The following is a 14086-nucleotide window of genomic DNA, read 5'->3' as shown; positions in this document are numbered from 1 at the left end:
GGTGTGATCACCGCGGACGGACCGAACGCCGGAGCGACCGGCCGTCGCGTCAGACCGTCGATCCCGGAACAAGCTGTGCAGCACCCCTGCAATCGCCCACGCGGTGCGCGCCGCGGACCCCTGCCGCCAAATCCCGCACATGAGTTCGCGCGCGCGAGCGTTGCGCGCCCGGCCGCGATGTCGCGGATCGGCGTCGGCCGCTCGAAGCAGAGTGGGCTTCGTTCACCCGTATGGAAAATGAGGAGTGAGGCGTAAACGATGGGACGTCGATCTGAGGTACTGATGGCACAAGAGACCGCCGGCACGGACAACCGGCGCGTGATCCAGGTGGTGTCGCGCGCATTCGACATCGTGCGTTGCTTCGAAGGTCGAAGCATACGCCTGGGAAATCGCGAAATCGCCGATCGCTGCGGTCTTCCCCGATCGACGGTGTCCCGTCTCACCTTGACGCTTACCCAGATCGGCCAGCTGATCTATCTGCCGCAAGAGCAGAAATATGCTCTCGGTCCCCACGCCGCCGCGGCCGGCGCGCCGTTGTTTGCGCAGGGTTGCGACAAGCCTGTCTGTGCCGACGAGCCGCAACTCCGGCAGGTGCCGCGCTTCGGGTACTTCGAAGATCAGCGCAACTCAATTGCCGAGCCGCTTGCGGTGACGCCACAGCGTTGACGCCTCGCGGAAACGGTTGGGATCATCGGCACGAGCGCAACTAACGAAACATTCGAAGCAAAGGGAAACGCATGTCTGAAGCATACATCATTGACGCTGTTCGCACGCCGCGGGGCATCGGCAAGCCGGGCAAGGGGGCGCTGTCGCACCTGCATCCGCAGCATCTGGCCGCGACGGTGCTCGGCGCGCTCAAGGAGCGCAACAAGCTCGACACGTCGACCGTCGATGACATCATCTGGTCGACATCGACTCAGGAAGGCAAGCAGGGCGGCGATCTCGGACGCATGTCGGCGCTCGCGGCGGGCTACGACATCAACGCCAGCGGCACGACGCTGGATCGTTTCTGCGGCGGCGGCATCACGTCGGTGAACCTCGCGGCAGCGTCCGTAATGTCGGGGATGGAAGATTGCGTCATCGCCGGCGGCACCGAGATGATGAGCTATCAACAGACCCTCGCAGCCGAGCGCTCCAAGGCCGGGCAGCCGGCGCGGATGATGGGTTCGGGCAATCCGGCCCTCGACGAGATTCACCCGCAGTCGCACCAGGGCGTGTGCGGCGACGCCATCGCGACGCGCGAGGGGATCAGCCGCGAGGCCTGCGATGCCCTGGCGCTGACGAGCCAGCAGCGCGCCAAGCGGGCCATCGATGAAGGCCGCTTCGCCAAGTCGGTGATCCCCGTCCTCAACGACGACGGCAGCGTTGCCCTCAATCGTGAAGAATTCCCGCGTCCCGAGACCACGGCTGAAGGCCTTGCTTCGCTGAAGCCGAGCTTCGAGCAGCTTGCCGATTTCGATCTCGGCAACGGCACGACGTTCAAGAAGCAGATCCAGCGCCGCTATCCGGACCTCGAGTGGAAGGGCGTGCATCATGCCGGCAACAGCTCGGGCGTGGTGGACGGCGCCGCCGCGGTGCTGATCACGTCGAAGGCATATGCCGAGAAGCACGGCCTCAAGCCGCGCGGCCGCATCGTGGCCTATGCCAACCAGGGTGACGACCCGACCTTGATGCTCAACGCGCCGGTTCCGGCGGCCAAGAAGGTTCTCGCCAAGGCCGGCCTGACCAAGAACGACATCGACGTCTGGGAGATCAACGAGGCCTTCGCGGTCGTCGCCGAGAAATTCATCCGCGACCTCGAGCTGGACCGCGAGAAGGTCAACATCAATGGCGGCTCGATCGCGCTCGGCCACCCGATCGGCGCGACCGGATCGATCCTGATCGGCACGGCGCTCGACGAACTCGAGCGGAGCGGCGGACGTTATGGCCTAGTCACCATGTGTGCCGCCGGCGGCATGGCGCCGGCCATCATCATCGAACGCATCTGATCGCGAAAGGATATTGCCATGAAACTCGATTCATCGGTCGCCGCCGTCGTCACCGGCGGCGCTTCCGGCCTTGGTGCTGCCACCTCGCGCGCGCTCGCTGCGCAAGGCGTGAAAGTCGCGATCTTCGACTTCAACGAAGAGAAAGGTGAGGCCATCGCCAAGGAAATCGGCGGCGTGTTCTGCAAGGTCGACGTCACCTCGGACGAGCAGGTCGATGCGGGCTTCGCCAAGGCCCGCGCTGCGCATGGCCAGGAGCGCATCTTGGTGAACTGCGCCGGCACCGGCAACGCGGTGAAGACCGCGGGCCGCGACAAGAAGACCGGCGAGCCCACCCACTTCCCGATCGACGCCTTCAACCGCATCATCCAGATCAACCTCGTCGGCACCTTCCGCTGCATCGCCAAGTCGGCGCAGGGCATGCTGTCGCTGTCCCCGCTGGAGCACGGCGAGCGTGGCGCGGTCGTCAACACGGCCTCGGTCGCGGCCGAGGATGGCCAGATGGGGCAGGCGGCTTATTCGGCCTCGAAGGCCGGCGTGGTCGGCATGACCCTGCCGATCGCGCGCGACCTGATGGCCGAAGGCATCCGCGTCAACACCATCCTGCCGGGCATCTTCAACACCCCGCTGCTGCAGGGCGCCCCGGAGAACGTCAAGGCCGCGCTCAGCGCGTCGGTGCCGTTCCCGAAGCGTCTCGGCATGCCGGAGGAATATGCGCAGCTGGCGCTGACCATGATCACCAACGGCTACTTCAACGGTGAAGACGTCCGTCTCGACGGCGCCATCCGCATGGCTCCGCGTTAAGCGATCAGGAGACGAAAGCGATGTCCGAAGAAACTCCGGTCCTCACTGAAGTCCGCGGACCGATCCTGATCATCACCCTGAACCGGCCGGAAGCGAAGAATGCGGCCAACCTCGCCCTCTCCAAGGGCGTGGCCGCGGCGATCGACCGGCTCGACGCCGACGACTCCCTGAGCGTCGGCATCATCACCGGCGCCGGCGGCACATTCTGCTCGGGCATGGACCTCAAGGGGTTCTTGAAAGGCGAGCGGCCGTCGATCCCCGGCCGCGGCTTCGCCGGCCTGACCGAGGCGCCGCCGAAGAAGCCGCTGATCGCGGCTGTCGACGGCTACGCGCTCGCCGGCGGGATGGAGATCGCGCTGTCGTGCGACATGATCGTCGCCAACCGCAACGCCAAGTTCGGGATCCCCGAGGTGAAGCGCGGGCTGGCCGCCGCGGCCGGCGGTCTGATCCGCATGCCGCGCCAGATGCCGTTCCGTGTGGCGATGGAGTTCGCATTGACGGGCGAGTTCTTCGGCGCGGAGCGTGCCTACCAGCTCGGCATCATCAACCGTTTGACCGATGGACCGGCGCTCGACGCGGCGCTCGAGCTCGCGGCAGCGATTGGTGCCAACGGCCCGCTCGCCGTAAAGGCATCCAAGCAGGTGATCGTCGAATCCCGGCTCTGGCCGGAAGATGAGATGTGGAAAAGGCAGCAGGAGATCGTCGGTCCTGTCTTCGTATCCGAGGATGCCCGCGAGGGCGCGGCTGCCTTTGCGGAAAAACGCCCGCCGAACTGGAAGGGCAAGTAGGGCATCGCCTGTTTCGGTGACGGAGCGTCGGTTTTGATTGCAGCAGAACCGGCGCTCCAATTTTTTGTACCGGTGCCTCAGCGTATGCCGGCGGTTTCCATGACAGCGCTATTAGGTGATTGATGCGTAGCTTTACCGAAGACCAGGTCATCTTCCGCGGCTCCTACCGCAAATTTCTCGCCAGCGAGATTGCGCCCCATATGGAGGAATGGCGGGAGGCCGGCATCGTCGACCGCAGCGCGTTCAAGAAGGCCGGCGACCTCGGCTTCCTGATGATCTGGCCCGAGGAAAAATATGGCGGAATGGGCGACGAGGACTTCCGCTACGAGCAGATCATCATTGAGGAGACTGCGCGATCCGGCTGCAAGGGCTGGTACAACACGCTGCACAGCCGCTTGGTCGGTCCTTATTTCAAGCGCTTCGGCACCGAGGAGCAGCGCGACCGATTCCTGCCGAAATGCGTCAGCGGCGAGACGATCCTGGCCATCGCGATGACCGAGCCGGGCGCGGGCTCGGACCTCGCCGGCATGCGGACGACGGCGGAAGACAAGGGCGATCATTTCCTGCTCAATGGCTCGAAGACCTATATTTCCAACGGCATCAATTCCGACGTGGTGATCGTCGCGGCCAAGCTCGCGGGCGCCGAGAAGAAGCATGCCATGGTGCTTCTGATCGTCGAGCGCGGCATGGAAGGTTTTGAGCGCGGCCGCAATCTCAAGAAGATGGGCATGCCGGCGCAGGACACTGCCGAACTGTTCTTCAACAATGTGAAGGTGCCCAAGGCCAACGTGCTGGGAGAACCCGGCAGGGGCTTCTACTATCTGATGGAAGGCCTTGCCGAGGAGCGGCTGATCTCCGCAGTCGGATCGATCGCCAATGGCCGCAAGGCGTTCGACATCACGCGCGCTTACGTCATGGACCGCAAATTGTTCGGCCGGCCGCTCGCCGAACAGCAAAACACCCAGTTCCGCATGGCGGAGATGGATGCCGAAATCGATCTCGTGCAGGTCTATGTCGATCACTGCGTGGCCGAGCACAATGCCGGACGCCTGACCAGCAACATGGGCGCCAAGGCCAAGATGATGTCGTCGGAAGTCGAGTGGAAGATGCTCGACCTTGGCGTCCAGCTGCACGGCGGCGCGGGATACATGGACGAATATCCGATCAGCCGCATGTTCACCGATGCACGCGTCAATCGAATCCTCGCTGGAAGCTCCGAAGTGATGCGGCTGATCATCGGCCGCGATGTCTTCTCGGAGCACTACAAGAGCATTCTGGACTAGCCGGTCACCACCACCGCCTAGCTGCCTCCGCCCGCGTCAGCCGCGGGCCTGCCGCAGTGGTTCGCGCGCATGCTCCTTCGAGCGCAGCAATGCATCGACGAAGATCGGCTCCCAGGAGCGGATGTGAGTGCGGAGCAGGGTGGTCAGCGCCTCGGTCTCGCCGGCGAGTGCCAGCTCGATCAACCGGTAGTGCTCGGGCACTGACGCTTGCTGCCGCTCGTGGCCGGCGCGGGAGCTGATGCCGTAGAGCCGCATCTTATCGCGCAGGCCCATCACCGTGTCGGTCAGCAGGTCGTTGCCGGCGGCCGCGATGAACTCGCGATGATAGTTGCGGTCCGCTTCCAGATAGAGCTGGACGTCGTCGGTCTCGACGGCCCTGGCGATCTGGTCGGCCCAGCCGCGCACGACCGCCAGATCCTTTGGCGGATTGGCGGCGACCAGCACGGCGGCGTGCAGCTCGAGCACCTCGCGCATGTCGAACAGGTTGCGCAACTCGGTCAGCGTCGGCTCAACCACCTTGAAGCCGCGGTTGCGCATCGGCTCGACCAGGCCGCCGCGGCTGAGCTCGAGCAGCGCTTCGCGTACCGGCGTCGAGGAGACGCCGAGGCTCGCCGCGAGACTCGGCACCGAATACATCGTGCCCGGAAGGCTCTGCCCGGAAATGATCTCGGCCCGCACCCGCTGCAGCACCTGTTCTCGCAAATTCTGGTCCATCGGTGGTCGTGGCCGCCTCTCGCTGGGAACTCCGATTCGTCGCTGATTATTACTTAGCCTTGACGCAGCCGGTAGCGTATGACGTAAATGTGTAACGCATTACAAAAATGCGTCACATGGACTGACTGGGATAGGTGAGACGGCGGTGAAACAGCGGCTGCCCGGCTATTGCACGCTTTGTCGCTCGCGCTGCGGTGCCGTCACCGTGGTCGAGGATGGGCGCCTTGTCAGCATAGAGGTATTGAATAACCACCCGACCGGCGGCGCGCTTTGCGCCAAGGGCAGGGCGGCGCCCGAAATCGTCGCCAGCCCGCGCCGTCTGACCGTCCCGCTGAAGCGGACCCAGCCGCGCGGCGCCGCCGATCCGGGCTGGGTCGAGGTGTCGTGGGACGAGGCCTTGACCGAGATCGCCGCCCGGCTCGGTACGATCCGCGCGGAGAGCGGCGCCGAGGCGGTGGCGTTCGGCGTCACCACGCCGAGCGGCACGCCGATGGTCGACAGTTTTGAGTGGGTCGAGCGCTTCATCCGCGGCTTCGGCAGCCCGAACCTGATCTATGCGGTCGAGATCTGCGGCTGGCACAAGGACTATGCGCACGCGCTGACCTTCGGCCGCGGCATCGGCTTTCCCGATTACGACAATGCCGATGCGATTATCCTGTGGGGTCACAATCCGGCGCGGACCTGGCTTGCCCAGGCAACGCGGATCGCCGATGCGCGGCGGCGCGGCGCCAAGGTCGTGGTGATCGATCCCAAGCCGAACGGCTCGGGGCAGCAGGCCGATCTGTGGCTGCGCATTCGCCCGGGCGCCGATGGCGCGCTCGCGATGGGGGCGATCCGTCACCTCATCGCGACCGGCAGCTTCGATGCGGATTTCGTCGACGCATGGACCAATGGATCGCTGCTGGTCGATCGTGCGACGGGACGCTTCCTGCGCGCCGACGCATTGTGGCCGGATGGCGCGCCGGAGGCTTTCGCTCGTCTCGATGCGTCGGGGGCGCCCGTGCCTTGCGACACCCGCTACGCGCCGGAGAGCTGTGGCCAGCTGCGTGGCGCGCTGCAGGTCCGCACACGCGACGGCGGGATGATAGCGGCGGCAACTGCGTTCGAGCTGCTCGTCGAGCGGGCCGCGCCTTACACGCCGGCGCGCGTCGCGGAGTTGACCTGGCTGCGCGTCGAGGACGTCGACGCGTTCAACACGCTGCTCGCTCGCCGGCCGCGGCTCGCCTATCATTCCTGGACCGGCGTCGGCCAGCACACCAACGCGACCGCGATCGAGCGCACGATTGCGACGTTGTATGCGCTGACCGGCGCTTGCGATCGGCCCGGCGGCAATCGCTGGCCGGTGCCGCCGCCGACCCGTGCCCTCAACGATTACAATATCCTGTCGCCGGAGCAGCAGGCAAAGGCGCTGGGCATTGCCGAACTGCCGCTCGGCCCGCCGGCCAAGGGCTGGATCACGGCGCGCGATTTCAGCAGGGCGGTGCTCGACGGCGAGCCCTACCGGGTGCGCGCGCTGGTCGCCTTCGGCACCAACTTCGTCGTCTCGCAGGGCCATTCCGAGCGCAACCGCGCCGCGCTGAACGCGCTGGAATTCCAGGTCCATATCGACATGTTCATGAACCCGACTGCGGAGAGCGCCGATTTCGTGCTGCCCGCCAGCACGCCGTGGGAGCGCGATGCGCTCAAGATTGGATTCGAGATCACGCAGGAAGCCGTCGAGACCGTGCAGTTTCGCCCGCGCATGGTCGAGCCGGTCGGCGCAGTGAAGGCCGATTACGAGATCGCCGCCGCGCTCGCGCTCAGGCTCGGGATGGGCGATTTGTTCTTCGGCGGCGACATCACGGCCGGCTGGAACTATCAGCTCGCGCCGCTCGGCATCGGTGTCGAGGATCTGCGCGCGCACCCCGAAGGCCGCCGCTTCCCGCAGATCTTCCGCGACGAAAAATACGCCGTGGCGCGCGAGGACCGAACGGTTGCCGGATTCGCGACGCCGACGCGCCGCGTCGAGCTTTATTCCGAGCTGATGCTGGGACACGGCTATGATCCCTTGCCCGACCACGTCGAGCCGGTCGGCAGCCCGCTCACGGCAGCGCCGGACGCACGCTTTCCGCTCGTGCTTTCCACTGCCAAGAGCGGCTGGTTCGTTCACTCCTCTTATCGGCACGTCGCCTCGCTGCGGCGCAAGTCGCCCGATCCGGCCGTCGAGATCAGTCCGCAGCTCGCCGAGCGGCGCGGCCTTGCCGAAGGCGACTGGGCCGTGGTGGAGACGCATGGCGGTGCCGTGCCCCTGAAGGTGCGCCTCAATGCGGCGCTCGACGATCGGGTCGTCGTCGCCGAATTCGGCTGGTGGGAAGACTGTCCGCCGCTCGGCCGCGAGCGTTCCGCGACGGCAGGCATCCACACCCGCAACATCAACGCCGTGCTGCATGACGATGCGCGCGATCCGGTCAGCGGGTCCGTCCCGCTGCGCGCGATCGTCTGCGATATCAGGCGCGACGGAATTGCCAGTCGTGGCCTGTGGAGCGGTCAGCGGCGGTTCAAGGTCGGCGCGCGTCGCGCCGAGGCAGATAATGTCATCGCGATCAACCTGCTGCCACTTGACGGTGGTCCGCTGCCCGACTTCCTGCCGGGCCAGCACGTGATGGTCTCGCTGCCCGGCGCAACGGAGGCGCGGGCCTACTCGTTGACCGGATCGGGTGATCTGCCGGATGTGCTCTCGATCGCGGTGAAGGGGCGCTTCTTCAACGAGGCGCCGAGTGGCGATGGGCCGTTCTTCATGCCGGATCGTCTGCACCGTCTTGCCGTCGGAGACGAGGTTGTGCTGGAGCCGCCGGGCGGCATCTTCACGCCGCCGTTGAAGGGGCCGCGGCCGCCGATCTTCCTCGCCGCCGGCATCGGTATCACGCCGTTCATGAGCCATCTCGAAACGCTGCAAAGCATTGCACCACAGGATCGCGTTGGCGAAATCCTGCTGCTCCACGGCTGCCGTAGCAGCCGGGAGCATCCGTTTGCCGAGCGACTTGCACAGTTGGAAGCCGGTATTCCAGGGCTGAAGCGTGTGACGTTCTATTCCGCGCCGTTCGCGCAGGACCCGATCGACCCGCATTCGTTGCGCAAGGGGAGGGTTGATCTCGGACAGGTCAAGCCGCTGTTGGCGCGCCGGCCGCTGGTCTACATCTGCGGCTCGCCGGAATTCGTTGCGGCACAGATCGAGGCCGTGACGGCGCTCGGCGTGCCGCGCTTCGACATTTTTGCCGAAAGCTTCGTGTCGCCGCCGTCGGTGCCGAGCAATCTTGCGCCGCGCACCATACGGCTTGCGGGCAGCAAGCAGAGTTTTTCCTGGGGGCCGGAGCAGGGGACGCTGCTTGATGCGGCGAGTGCGGCGGGTATCGCGCTGCCGAGCGGCTGCCGTGTCGGGCAATGCGAAAGCTGTGCGGTTCAGGTCGTCGATGGGGAGTTTACCCATCTCGGCCCTGTCGATGGCAGCGAGGGACAGTGCCTCGCCTGCCAGGCCGTGCCGCTGACCGATCTCACGCTCGCGCTTTGATGACCAAACACGATTGAAGGCTGTAACCGCATTTACCGGAAGGGGATCAGATTGATGACGAATGCAACGCACGATCAAGCCGTGAGTTTGCGAAAACCTGTCGCGGACAACATCATCGCGCGATTTTCGCAAGCCCTGGTGGCGTTTGCGGAGCGCTGGTTTCCGGATGCCTACGTCTTCGTCCTGATCGCGGTGATTGCGGTCGCAATCGGCGCGATCCTGCATGGCGGTTCGCCGCTCGCCGTAAGCCGCGCGTTTGGTGACGGGTTCTGGAACCTGATTCCGTTCACGATGCAGATGGCGCTGGTCGCGATCGGCGGCTATGTCGTGGCGATGTCGCCGCCGGTGGCGGCCGTGCTGGCGCGGCTCGCCAGCGTGCCGAAGACCGGGCGCGGCGCCGTGGTCTTTGTCGGCGTGCTCAGCATCTTTCTGTCGCTGCTGAACTGGGGCCTGAGCCTGATCTTCTCGGGTCTTCTGGTGCGGGAGATCGCACGGCGCACCGACATCAGGCTCGACTACCGGGCGGCCGGCGCCGCCGGCTATCTCGGGCTCGGCTGCGGCTTCACGCTCGGCATCACGTCATCAGCTGCGCAGCTGCAGGCGAATGCCGGCAGCATTCCGGCATCGCTCCTGCCGATCACCGGCGTGATCGGTTTCTCGGAAACCATCCTGACCTGGCAGAACATGGTCACCGTCGTGATGGTGACCGTGGTCTCCGCTGCGATTTGCTATTTCACGACGCCTGCGCCCGAACAGGCGAAGACGGCGGAAGACCTCGGCGTTGCGCTTGGCGATGATCGCATCGAGGCCAGGAAGCCGGCGCGTCCGGGCGACTGGCTCGAGTTCAGCCCGCTGCTGACGATCCTGATCGCCGTGCTTGCCGCCGGCTGGTTGTGGCAGACATTCCAGTCGGGCAATCCGTTGATCACGCTGTCGGGCCTCAACACCTATAATTTCGTCTTCCTCATCCTCGGCATCGTGCTGCACTGGCGTCCGCGCAGCCTCATCGAGTCGTTCTCGAAGGCGATGCCGAGTGTCTCCGGCGTGCTGTTGCAGTTTCCGTTCTACGCCGGCATTGCGCAGATCCTGACCAAGGTCCCGAACAGCAGCGGCACGACGCTGTCGGACACGATCGCACACTGGTTCGTCGGCGCCTCCAGCAATTCCACCGTGTTTTCGTTCCTGGTCGGAATCTATTCGGCGCTGCTCGGCTTCTTCGTGCCGTCGGCCGGCGGAAAGTGGATCATCGAGGCGCCCTACATCATGAAGGCGGCCAACGACATCGGCGCGCATCTCGGCTGGACGGTGATGGTCTACAACATCGCCGAGACGCTGCCGAACTTCATCAACCCGTTCTGGATGCTGCCGCTGCTCGGCATCCTCGGCTTGAAGTCGAAGGATCTGATCGGCTACACGTCGGTGCAGTTCTTCATCCACTTTCCGATCGTGATGCTGCTGGCGGCGATCCTGATGGCGACCTTCACCTATCATCCGCCGATCCTGCCCTGAGCGATCATGGCCGGGCACCCAGTGCCCGGCAATTCAGCGGTCAACGACCGTCATCACCAAAACTGTGCTGTTTTTCCGCCCATCGCGAATGAGGCGTCGCGCCGGGCTCTTATCTTTGGTCAGCCATTTCATTGACCGCGGCGCGGTTCGGCTGGATATTGATGCGCGATATCCGTGTTGTCCAAGGTCACCGCAATGAGACATGACCACCGCAGCTTGATGTGCGACATGCGAAGCCGCATGCAGCATCGCTGCGTCTCGGCGGCGACCGGCGTCTGTTGTTGTTGATCGCTTCGACAAATCCAAAGCATCCGACAATCTGACAGGAGCGCCGTCATTCGGCGATCGAATACGCATGTCCCAAACCCAAATGTCCCAAGCCTATGTCATCGAAGTATCGGATCGCACCGCCGGCATCGTCGTCAGCGATAGCCGCGGCTTCTGCTTCTTCTCCTCTGACCGCGCCTTTGACGGCCTCGACGGCGGCTATTTCGGCTCCGCGCGCGCCGCGGAGCGTGCGGTGAGGGCGCACTTGCAGCAGCGCCACGAGGTTCGGAGCCGTGCGACGCGCGGTTGAGGCCGTTGCTCAGGAGGCCGCGGCGAGCGGCGGCGAGACCACCTGCGGCGGCTCAGGCGCCTGCGTGACAGTCGTTGCCAGCTGGAAGCGGATGCCGTGCAACGAGCAGGTCAGCGGGATGCCGCGGAAATCGTCATGGAAGGCGCGGATCCGGCGCGCCAGCTCGCCGGCGCTGATGCCGGCGGGAAGCTCGCACATCTCGCGGTACATCCGCCGCGTGCTCTTGATTCCGCACCAGGCGATCTCCAGTTCCGCCAGCGGCATGGGATCGCAGGCGAGATCGCGCGACATCCGCCAGAACAGATGGGCAAGCCGCACATAGGCGATCTGTTCGAGTCCGCGTACGCTGATCTTGTCGGGAATGATGAAGGACTCGACCCCGACGATCGGGCCGGAGTCGACGCGCGCGGCCATCACATGGGCCGTCGCGCCGAAGGTGCGGGCACCATCATAGAGCGCGAAATGCGCCGGCGCCCAGCCGGGATATTGCGGCGGGCCGGGATGGAAATTGTAGGCGCCGTGGCCGAGCGCCGCCAGGATGTGCTTCGGCACGATGACGCTGGCGGTGAAGGCCAACAGCCGGGCCTCGCGCAAGACCTCCGGCTCGATCGCGGCGAACTCGTCGGCCGTTACCGCGCAGCGGAACGACAGCGCCGGATTGTGCGCCTTCAACAGTTCGGTGAGCGCGAATTGCTGGTTGGCGACGCCGGTAAGAAGGATGATTGTCTTCATGATGTCGATGTCCTTCCCTTGCTCTGTCTTCCGGCGTTCATCAGCCGCGCTGCCCGGCCATCACGACGACGCTTCCTGCATCGCGGGATTGGCCCACGGTGCGGAACAGGTCGGCCGGCAGCGTCTGCCACGGCGCGATCTCGATGATGCGGTTGTTCGCGCTTTTCGCGGCCGATTTCGCCGCGCGGATATCGTCCTGCCAGGGGCAGAGTGCGAGCTCGAGCCGGCCGAACCCGCCGCAATCGGCCGCGAACGCGCCGGTGACCGCCTCGATGCTGGCTGCCATTTCGCGCGCATCGCTGGTTGCGATATCGCGCATGATCACGATGATCGCATCATGCGAGGCCGCCTGCGACCGGATCACGATCATGGCGTCACGGCCGCCGCTGCGGCTCGCGCGCCGCGCGGCCCGCATTGCGACGCCGAATTCGGCGTCCGGTCCAAGATCGCTGCCGTCGGTGGGCAGGTTGTGGACGATTGTGGTGTGGCGGGGCGTGCCGGCGTCTTCGGCCGGAGCGTGGTATGAGCGCGGCAGCCAGACGGTGTCGAGCGCCATCTGCGATGCTGTCAGGCTCCAGGCCTGGTCGAGCAAATAGCCTTCCCAGACCGCGGGATAGGCGCTCGCGATGTGATGCCAGTTGCGCAGCACCGCTTCGGCGGCGGGCGAACGGCCGAGATAGAGGGTGCGCGCCGACATTTCCCACCGGTTCCATTTGTGGAGCGCGATGTCGCAATCAAGGTATGACGGCAGCAGTGGCGGCTCGCTGAGGACTGCGTCGGCCTCGATGAAGAGCAGCGGCTCGCGGTGCTGCTCCCACATCCGCAATATGAAGCCGGCTTTCTCGGCTGCGCGCATGTGCGCGCCGTCCGCGGTGTCGATCGGAGCGATGTCGCAGGCGATCCGGAATTCGGCCAGCTTGTCGCGGAGGGCGCGGGCATGATCGTCGCCGCAAGCCCGGGGGTAGCAGGAGACCACGCGCAGCGATGCCTCGGACCTTGAGCCTTGCTCGGGCGCGATCGGGCGCCAATTGAGGCCGCCCCACCACATCTCGTGCGGGCCATCAGGGCTCGGCCCGATCGTTCCGAAGTCGGTCAGCTTGCTCTTCAGGAAGTCGAAGGCGGGATTCTCGCCGAAGGGGACGACGACCGCGCAGCCGGCGCGAAGCGACCGGTAAAGCATCTCGGCGGCGGGGCCGCTTGGCGGCTCGACGAGGATGATGACGCCATGGTCCCTCGCCGGCACCGAGCCGGCCTGATGGAGGACCGCGGGTCCGAGCCGCTCCGACAGCCATGCAAGCCGACGGCGCTGCGCGGCACTCATCCGGATGCCGTTCGCCGCCAGCAATTGGTCGAAGTTCGTCTGCAAGCCGTCCGCTTGCGCCGTGTCAGCCGAAATCATGCCCGCACTACCCCTCGTTAACCTTCTACGTGCGGGGCGGCCGGATCAGGCGGACAAATCAGCTGTCGTTGTTCGTTGCGAGCGTGTCGTTGGTGCTGCGCCAGGTCAGTGTGGCCGAGGGGGCACCGTTGCCGTCGCGGTCCGCGACCGCAAGGATGCGGTCATGGTCGAGGGCGGTCAGCGCGACCGTGTAGATGGCGACGTCGTCTTCGAAGCCGTCGACCGGCATCAGCAGCATGCCGTCGTCACTGGTAGCACGGAAGTGACGGCCGCGCCGTTCGAGGCCGGCATCGATGAGCCGTCCCGCGGCGATCGCTGTCACGTTCGAACTGTCGGCGGCTTTCGCGGCGCTCTCACCGTATTGGACCGTGATGCCGTGGAGCATCCCGTCGCGGGTGAGCTTGGCCAGCGGCAGCGCGATGGTCGCGATTGCCATCCGGCGCGACAGCGGTATCCGCAGGCGGAGGTCGCCGAGCCCGGTATGATAGACGCTGACCGCCTCCAGCGAGGCCTGGCCGTTCCGATCGAACAGACCGACCTGCAGCGTCCCGCACGGTGCTTCGCCGAACACATTCGCGGGCAGGCGATTGGCGCCGAACAGCGTGTAGAGATAGGCGTGCGACGGCGACAGGGTGGCAAAGCTGCCCGCCAGCCACATCGGGGGCGCCGGAGCCGTGCAGGCGGTCATGAGGCCGCCGGCGATGATGCAATCATTGATGAAGTCGGCATCGAGCAATGGCGCCAGCGC

The 14086-nt window shown here is 65.5% G+C and carries 10 protein-coding genes and 2 pseudogenes; 8 read left to right on the top strand and 4 right to left on the bottom strand.

The features are described from left to right. Positions 1-258: 258 nt before the first annotated feature. The 5 genes and pseudogenes from PMN64_RS37290 to PMN64_RS37270 all read left to right on the top strand — a co-directional run. Positions 259-522 (top strand): annotated as a pseudogene (locus tag PMN64_RS37290) (helix-turn-helix domain-containing protein); the annotation flags it as partial. A gap of 215 nt (positions 523-737) precedes the next feature. Beyond that, positions 738-1988, top strand: a complete 1251-nt coding sequence (locus PMN64_RS37285; RefSeq protein WP_018272923.1) for an acetyl-CoA C-acetyltransferase — start codon at positions 738-740, stop codon at positions 1986-1988. Between the two features lie 18 nt (positions 1989-2006). Then, entirely contained in the window at positions 2007-2789 is a 783-nt protein-coding gene (locus tag PMN64_RS37280; RefSeq protein WP_028340063.1) for an SDR family NAD(P)-dependent oxidoreductase, read from the top strand. A gap of 20 nt (positions 2790-2809) precedes the next feature. Then, a complete protein-coding gene (locus PMN64_RS37275) occupies positions 2810-3577 on the top strand; it encodes a crotonase/enoyl-CoA hydratase family protein (RefSeq protein WP_028340064.1) in 768 nt (255 codons plus the stop codon). A 122-nt stretch (positions 3578-3699) separates the two neighbouring features. Next, complete coding sequence (locus PMN64_RS37270) at positions 3700-4860, top strand: acyl-CoA dehydrogenase family protein (protein ID WP_411784359.1); 1161 nt, start codon at positions 3700-3702, stop codon at positions 4858-4860. Positions 4861-4896: 36 nt separating this feature from the next. Here the strand turns inward: PMN64_RS37270 and PMN64_RS37265 are convergent, their stop codons facing one another. After that, positions 4897-5574 (bottom strand): GntR family transcriptional regulator, encoded by a 678-nt coding sequence (locus tag PMN64_RS37265; RefSeq protein ID WP_411784358.1) that lies wholly within the window; start codon positions 5572-5574, stop codon positions 4897-4899. Between the two features lie 145 nt (positions 5575-5719). Here PMN64_RS37265 and PMN64_RS37260 point away from each other — a divergent pair, with 145 nt between their 5' ends. The 3 genes from PMN64_RS37260 (at position 5720) to PMN64_RS37250 (ending at position 11207) form a co-directional block, all read left to right on the top strand. Next, positions 5720-9121 carry a molybdopterin-dependent oxidoreductase gene (locus PMN64_RS37260; protein WP_411784357.1) on the top strand — a complete coding sequence of 1134 codons (3402 nt, stop codon included), beginning with the start codon at positions 5720-5722 and terminating at the stop codon, positions 9119-9121. 54 nt (positions 9122-9175) lie between these two features. Continuing rightward, positions 9176-10630, top strand: a complete 1455-nt coding sequence (locus PMN64_RS37255; RefSeq protein WP_411784356.1) for a short-chain fatty acid transporter — start codon at positions 9176-9178, stop codon at positions 10628-10630. Positions 10631-10985: 355 nt separating this feature from the next. Beyond that, positions 10986-11207 (top strand): hypothetical protein, encoded by a 222-nt coding sequence (locus PMN64_RS37250; protein ID WP_411784355.1) that lies wholly within the window; start codon positions 10986-10988, stop codon positions 11205-11207. Positions 11208-11216: 9 nt separating this feature from the next. Here PMN64_RS37250 and PMN64_RS37245 read toward each other — a convergent pair whose 3' ends face one another. The 3 genes and pseudogenes from PMN64_RS37245 to PMN64_RS37235 all read right to left on the bottom strand — a co-directional run. Then, complete coding sequence (locus tag PMN64_RS37245; protein WP_411784360.1) at positions 11217-11942, bottom strand: formyltransferase family protein; 726 nt, start codon at positions 11940-11942, stop codon at positions 11217-11219. A 37-nt stretch (positions 11943-11979) separates the two neighbouring features. Then, complete coding sequence (locus PMN64_RS37240; RefSeq protein ID WP_411784354.1) at positions 11980-13338, bottom strand: hypothetical protein; 1359 nt, start codon at positions 13336-13338, stop codon at positions 11980-11982. A 58-nt stretch (positions 13339-13396) separates the two neighbouring features. Continuing rightward, positions 13397-14086: pseudogene (locus tag PMN64_RS37235) on the bottom strand (hypothetical protein); the annotation flags it as partial.

The sequence above is a fragment of the Bradyrhizobium sp. UFLA01-814 genome (genome assembly GCF_046718885.1).
Classification (GTDB): domain Bacteria; phylum Pseudomonadota; class Alphaproteobacteria; order Rhizobiales; family Xanthobacteraceae; genus Bradyrhizobium; species Bradyrhizobium elkanii.
Note: the sequence above shows the minus strand (reverse complement) of the source record. Positions and strands in the feature narration are given on the sequence as shown.